6 protein-coding genes and 1 pseudogene are annotated in these 6,298 nt (G+C 40.8%); 2 read left to right on the plus strand and 5 right to left on the minus strand.

From position 1 onward, the window contains the following. The coding region (locus LC574_RS21525) for a transposase (protein WP_229455519.1) at positions 1-109 on the plus strand (109 nt) is incomplete at its 5' end. On the opposite strand, the gene LC574_RS21530 is transcribed toward LC574_RS21525, so the two are convergent. After that, entirely contained in the window at positions 96-1,016 is a 921-nt protein-coding gene (locus LC574_RS21530) for a ParM/StbA family protein (protein WP_229455514.1), read from the minus strand. The two genes, LC574_RS21525 and LC574_RS21530, sit on opposite strands and share 14 nt — an antisense overlap. A 557-nt stretch (positions 1,017-1,573) precedes the next feature. On the opposite strand from LC574_RS21530, the gene LC574_RS39145 reads away from it, so the two are divergent. Beyond that, the gene (locus tag LC574_RS39145) at positions 1,574-1,705 is read left to right on the plus strand and encodes a sigma-70 factor domain-containing protein (protein WP_368736715.1); all 132 of its coding nucleotides are present in this window, start codon (positions 1,574-1,576) and stop codon (positions 1,703-1,705) included. A gap of 424 nt (positions 1,706-2,129) precedes the next feature. Here the strand turns inward: LC574_RS39145 and LC574_RS21535 are convergent, their stop codons facing one another. The 4 genes and pseudogenes from LC574_RS21535 to LC574_RS21550 form a co-directional block, all read right to left on the minus strand. Beyond that, positions 2,130-3,281 (minus strand): ParB N-terminal domain-containing protein, encoded by a 1,152-nt coding sequence (locus tag LC574_RS21535; protein WP_229455515.1) that lies wholly within the window; start codon positions 3,279-3,281, stop codon positions 2,130-2,132. A gap of 3 nt (positions 3,282-3,284) precedes the next feature. Further along, positions 3,285-4,088: a ParA family protein gene (locus LC574_RS21540; RefSeq protein ID WP_229455516.1), complete on the minus strand. Its 804-nt coding sequence runs from the start codon at positions 4,086-4,088 to the stop codon at positions 3,285-3,287. A gap of 693 nt (positions 4,089-4,781) precedes the next feature. Further along, positions 4,782-6,026, minus strand: coding sequence for a ParM/StbA family protein (locus tag LC574_RS21545; RefSeq protein WP_229455518.1), 1,245 nt, complete (start codon positions 6,024-6,026; stop codon positions 4,782-4,784). 4 nt (positions 6,027-6,030) lie between these two features. After that, positions 6,031-6,298, minus strand: a pseudogene (locus tag LC574_RS21550) (hypothetical protein); the annotation flags it as partial.

The raw sequence follows: 6,298 nt of genomic DNA on the forward strand, positions 1-6,298 counted from the left end.
TAATAATAAGCTCAAGTTAATTAAAAGGCTTGGATATGGCTTTCGTAACTTTAGCAATTTTAGATTACGCAGCTTATTAAACTGGCATTTTACTATTAATTATCCATAAAAGTAACCGAAGAACCATTAGCTTCCACCGGATTGTCCAGGATTTTGAAACCGTTCTTCTCTAAGAGCTTCTTAAATCCTGGTAACAGGCAGCCTCCACCAATCGCCCAGATTTCATCCCCTTGGTGCTTGGCATCAAGTGTCAGATTCACCACTTTCTTCAAGTATTTTTCATACCAATCTTTCAAACAAGTGCTGTATATATCTTTGATATCGATGTCACGGCTGTACCGGGTATGCCCCATTTCTAGACAAAATCGGATCTTGGATGCATCCCCAATTTTCCCCCCATTTAGATGTTTCATCTTTTGGGAAATATCATCGATGAGAACTTCTACACCTATGGGGTAGGCGGTGTGAACTTCTCGTTTCCCCTGGTTGTAACGAGAATACAAAGTCGTACCATTGCCAAAGTCTAAAATAGTTAATTTTTTGGGTAGTTGATGCCCAAACAATGCACCCATCCCCTCTAGAACGACTTTCAGCACTTCTACTTTCACCTCTGATTGTTTACCAGCAAGTATTGGCTGATATTCTCCACTGAGTACTTTTTGCAATTCGTTCGCCAGACCAACATCATGTAAGCTGACAACTAATTTTAAGTGCCAAGCCTTACGGTGTGGCAGATGTGCCAATGCACCGAACAAAGTCAACAACGCATTATTGACTTTATTTTCATTGTTGTCTGTATTCCGGTCAAAATGATAACCTGTGCGGAAAGCTGATTCTCCGACTGTGTAAGCACTACCGTTAAAAACTACCCTCCCTGGTACATCCTCCATGTCGGCTGTGGAAATATAGCTGGGGACACGAACAACTTCAAAGCCATCGACTAAAAGTTTTAGGCTTCCGTAACCGTTATCAAAGCCAGCAGGAAAAATTTTTTGCAAGGCGTGAATGTTCGACATAGGGATCAAGTCCATACGTTTTGATTTGTGAAAGTTATCTGTTCAGATTATCTAGGGGAGCAGGAAAGCAGGGGAGAGAAGAATAACTTGCTATGAGTCTTTCCCCAGAACTCTGCCCCTTCCTTCTCTAACCTCAAGAGCTTATCATAACCCCTTGGGGGCTAAGTGGGGTATATTTGGCTGTCTGACATTTTATACCCCACTTAGCCCCTAAGAATACCCCATATAGGTGTCAAATTCTCATCGAAGTTCTAATCTATCTTTGGGGTACATATAGCCCCCATATAGCCCCCATCAGCAATTTTTGAAATCTTTTCTATGAACGCAGTAGAAATTAACTTACAAAAAAGTAGAGAAGAAGGAATAAAAAACTTTAGTTGTGGATCTAAGCCCACTTAAAAAAATATTTATTCCGAGACGCATAGCGCGAAATACAAAGCGTCCTTGCTTCAATCCCGCGTTTCAAAACGTTGGTTCCCTACACCCTCTAAAATGGTTGACTGTTTGATTTATACTCTCCTGTCAATGTCTTTGTTATTAAATTAGCTTCCTGCAAGATGTCTAGCCAGAGCTTTGATACAGCTGGAATTTATCTACGAGAAATTGGTCGCTTTCCGAGGCTATTGCTAGAGGAAGAGATTGTCTACACAAGAATTGTAAGGTACGCTCTGCTCATGGACAAGGAATGAAAGCTTTACGACGTGAGCAAGAGCAAATTAAAGATTATTTGGTTTCTTGAAAACTATTTATGTCCAAGAAGAAGGAATCGCTATTGTAGAAAGCACTTCTCCCGTACTCAGTCTAATAGCAGTTTGCTCAGAGTTGGGGCATTGAACTTTAACTTGGATGATTGAAGTCCGTCCATTATATTCTCCAACTACAGGCTCACCCGTAAACTCACAAAGTATCCCCTCTTGGCAGTGTCAGCATTCAAATATAATTCGGCTCACTGCTTTGTCGCAGTCTAGAAATCTCATATGCTGAAACCGTTCCGCTGATAATTCTGGTTTGACTCTGCGGGATTCAGGCGAAAGCCATTTGGGTAGTTTAGATAGGCACTCATAGATTACATGGACATCTCCGATTCAGGGAACTAAGTCGGACGAGATAGTATTAGTCCAACTTTTTCCGAATCTCTTTTGCCTTAGCTTCTAATACAGCCAATAAATCTCTCAGTTGCTCTTGCTGGATATCTTCGACCTTAGTTGCTGAGACATCTCGAATTAGAGAACTGATTTGGTGACTTGGTTTAGGTTTTGTTTCAGGAGCATGTTCAGCAATAGTTTGGGCAACTAGAAAACGAGTTTGAGCGACTGTTAGTCTTTCTTGCAAAACTTGTGATGTAGCATCTTGTCGGATTTTAAGAGCTTTAGTTTCCTCAATTTTTAAATTTTTAGAATTTAGTTTTTGGAGTGAACGGGCATGGTTTGCACCAAGTCCTGATTGTCTAATCGCAATTTTTAAGTCTTCTGAAAGCCGTAAACAAGGAAAGACATTTGCATCTACTGATGCTGGATTTTGTTGAAAACGTAGTAACAACAGAAGAATACTTTGTTCTATTTCGTCTAAATTAAATTCTTTAATGCCTTCTGACTGCTCTTTTCTAGTTAAAATAACCAATTCAGTTAATTGGGGCAAAAGTTTTTTTGCGTTTAATCTAGCTATTGCTCTCCTAAGCGCTCTAACTACTTCTTCCTGTTCAAATTCCAAAGCTAACTTAGCCTGTTGAATCAAACCTTCGGCTAAATCTAGCTCATTCAAGCTTTCTCGGTGAAGACTAGTTAATAACGTGCGTGCATGTAATTCCTCTTCAGAAAGTTCTTTTACAAGCATCACTGCATCAAGCGTTTCAATTTCTGGCTGTAACTCTTCTGCAACGGATCTCCATCTCCGTTCTCCATCAAAAATGAGATTTCCCGGTAGTAAAATAATCGGCTGTTGTTGCCCTTCCTCTCTAATTGAAACAGCCATACTCCGAATACTATCCGAAGTAAATGTTTGCCTTGCTTGTTTCGGATTGGGTCTTACCTCACTATAGTGAATTTTAAAAATTCCAGATGCTTTCAAATGTTCTCGTAGGTCTTCAATAGTTTGATTGAGGAGTGTACGTTCTTCTTCAGCAAGCTTTCCCTGTGCTTCTTCATCTTTTAATCTTGTAATCTCTGCCTGTAAATCTTCTACTCGTTCTTCAAGCTCAAATATCTGTTGTGAATCAGCAGCAGAAGCAAACATTCCAAGTACACTGGGTTTGTTTAATTTTGTCATCGATTAACCTCTTATTAGCTTAAGTTCGTTAACTAGTGCATCAACAATTGGCATAAAATCTCCTCTTGCCTCTTTACCCGGTCTGTAAATTCCCAGAGGTAGCCCTCTACCAGAAGCATTAAGAATATCCGCTGATTCTCGAATTGGGCTAAAATACTGAATTCCCAAATTCTTACAGACTAGGGGAAGTTCCTCAACAATACTTCTATGCGCTCCCCAATCACTTTTCCAACGGGTAGGAACTATACCTAATATTTTCGGAGTCGGTTTCAATCTCAGCCGCTTGCAGTTGAAATAGTACCACTCAATCATCGCCGCAGCACTTTGAGAAGCCTTATACTCAGGTTGAATGGGAATTAACACGTGGCTAGAAGCTGCAAGAGCAGTCAGTGGTAAAGGCTCCAATGTTGCAGGACAATCGATAATTACAAAATCGTGAGATAAGGGGTAATCACTCAACCGATCTGCAAGAGTATAAGCTCCACGCAGATCCTTTGAAACTGCTCGAATTGTTTCGTGTAATTCTTTTCCGCCTTTACAAACTTGAATTTTATCAATCTTACCTTGCCAAGCTGTAACTAAAGGCCAGTTCCCATTGAAGTCTGGCTCGTAAACATTAGCCATTGTTCCCTGTGTTTTAAATTCTCCTAATCCGCAAAATAATGTCAATGATTCGTTAGGATCGATGTCTAATAGTGCCACTGAATAGCCACGAACACCCAATTCATACGCAAGATTGTATGAAATAGTACTTTTCGCTACTCCTCCAGCGTTTGTCTCAATCGAAAGGGTCAAATTGGCAGGCATAATTTTTTCTCTTTCTTGATTACTATATTTCCGACTCCCAGTCATGAGATAACGTTATATCAGTTTGGGCGAAGAATTTTGAGATAATGTTATATCATTTTTCTGATTTCTCTAACAAGGATTGCTATCAAAATAGATGTTTACTGCAAGTAATCATCTACCTAGCGACACAGATTGCCCAGCGTGGAATTGTACACCAAAAGAAATATACACCTTCAAAGAGATATTGACTCAGCACTTGCTCAATCAAACAGTTCCGTAGGAAAGCATTATTGCCTTTGTGCAAGCTGGTTATTAAGTATAAAAATCAACATCATAATTTTAGTGCTATTGCACTTTTAAAGCTGTGTCCATAAGCAACTATTAATGCGACTTTTTTGAGCTTATTGACAATAGAAATCTTCTGTTGACGTAATATGACCACCCTGCCATGAAGATTCTACGCTGAACAACAGTCTTTGTTCAAAGTGTACTCGAGTGAAGCGGGATAACAATATTCTCTATCTATGCTAATGTCATTACAGAAAAGGGCACTGCCTACAAGGAAGTATTTTCAATCCCCTATAACTAGCTATTCTCACCTAACCACGAGTAATCCTCTCATTCTTGCAGTGGTTATTGAGAAGTTACGTAAAAAGCATCCCAGAAGTGTAGTTGCAGTCCTTGTAACTACACTACTTTTTTCTGAGCTAATCAAACATTCTCGTTCACAGCAATAAAGGTACTAGGTCGCTCACAAGGCGTAAAATTATACTTACGTTTAACTTCTTCATCTGCATTATTTGTACTACCTTCAGTGGATTTAGTTAGCAGTACAACCTCAGAGCGGGTATAACCAGTCAACTCATCAAACTGAATAATCATATATTGGTAGAGCGCCCAGACATCCGCCATCCGATTGCCAATACCGGAAGATATCTCATCAGGTATAAAAATATTACCGTGCCAAGATACCTTAATCCCCTCTTTCTGGAAGTAAGCGTCTATTTCTGGACGAATGTAATCCGCAGTCCCTCCGCAAAACACCAGTTCTTCAATATCCTCATCCATCTTCGAGCGCAACCATCTGACGATCGCACGCCAATATTCATCTCTAGCAAGCAATAAAGCCTTGGACATCGACTCGCCGTCAAGTTGAATTTCATCACCTTTGCGCTTGCGTGAGAGTTTCTGCATCACCTGGGAGTCACAACTAACTCCAGCTTCTACCAACACCTCGATAATATTGGGATTATCAGGGCTTAGTCCCGATGTCTTGGAAGTAAAATTATTCACCAGCCAAGACATACCAAAATTACTGGTTATTCCCGCACCAATTGAACCACTGCGAAAGGTGAAAATACTTGCGTTGCGATAACCAAGCATCACATACACAGAAGCAGGCATATTATTGCCAAGCGTTCGCCTACGGTGAAAAAATATCCCACTACCCTCAGAAGCTGCATCATAACGAAGCATTTTCACCCGCATCTTACCTGCTGGTGTATCAAATCCTCGAAACGCATCCTTCAATCGAACTTGTAACTGTTCTTTGTCTTGGACTTCACCGGGCGGTAGCAGGACACTCAAGTAAGCTGCAACATCATTACCCAGGTTCAACTTCTCCTTAGCCAGCCAAAATGCACCACAAATTTTAGGGACTGCTAGTTCGTACTTTAGCTCCTTCAGCTGCGATATACCCCCAAATCGACGACGGGCAAGCTCTCCCAAGGCGAAATATTCATCACCTATTCCTACCCAAGTACGAGATTCAGGATTACCTTCTTGTTGAATGCTCTCAATCGAAGCTTTAGCAATATCTGCTACTTCTGAGTCGAAAAGTAAAACAACAGGCTTTCCCTCTGGATACTCTTGAGCGATCGCCTTGGTTTTACTTGCACCCATGTCAATCGTAATTACTACCTTTTTTACGTCTGTTTTCTCCTTAGTTTTGGGCATATCTTTATCTTTTATTACCTTTTACTATCGTTCCCAATTTAACCGAAATGGGAAAAATACTGTGGTGTAAAACACTTTCTTTACAGGGTTTAATAGCTTTTTTACATACAAAGTGCGTAGAGAAAAAACTATTACGGCGATGTTCTTCGATGGCGCTACAGAATTCATACCAACTCCATTCAGTGGCTTTTTCGGCCGGCAGCTTGTCGCCCAGCAGTGTCAGAGCCACCGCGCGCGCGCGCCCCACGGAGCGGGCCAGCGCCCAGACAGCA

Origin of the sequence: Nostoc sp. CHAB 5715 (assembly GCF_020829685.1) — a bacterium.
Classification (GTDB): domain Bacteria; phylum Cyanobacteriota; class Cyanobacteriia; order Cyanobacteriales; family Nostocaceae; genus Nostoc.

Bases quoted from the DNA above. Each gene is read 5' to 3' on its own strand.
- LC574_RS21530 (WP_229455514.1), bottom strand. From the start codon at position 1,016: ATGTCGAACATTCACGCCTTGCAAAAAATTTTTCCTGCTGGCTTTGAT.
- LC574_RS39145 (WP_368736715.1), top strand. From the start codon at position 1,574: ATGTCTAGCCAGAGCTTTGATACAGCTGGAATTTATCTACGAGAAATT.
- LC574_RS21535 (WP_229455515.1), bottom strand. From the start codon at position 3,281: ATGACAAAATTAAACAAACCCAGTGTACTTGGAATGTTTGCTTCTGCT.
- LC574_RS21540 (WP_229455516.1), bottom strand. From the start codon at position 4,088: ATGCCTGCCAATTTGACCCTTTCGATTGAGACAAACGCTGGAGGAGTA.
- LC574_RS21545 (WP_229455518.1), bottom strand. From the start codon at position 6,026: ATGCCCAAAACTAAGGAGAAAACAGACGTAAAAAAGGTAGTAATTACG.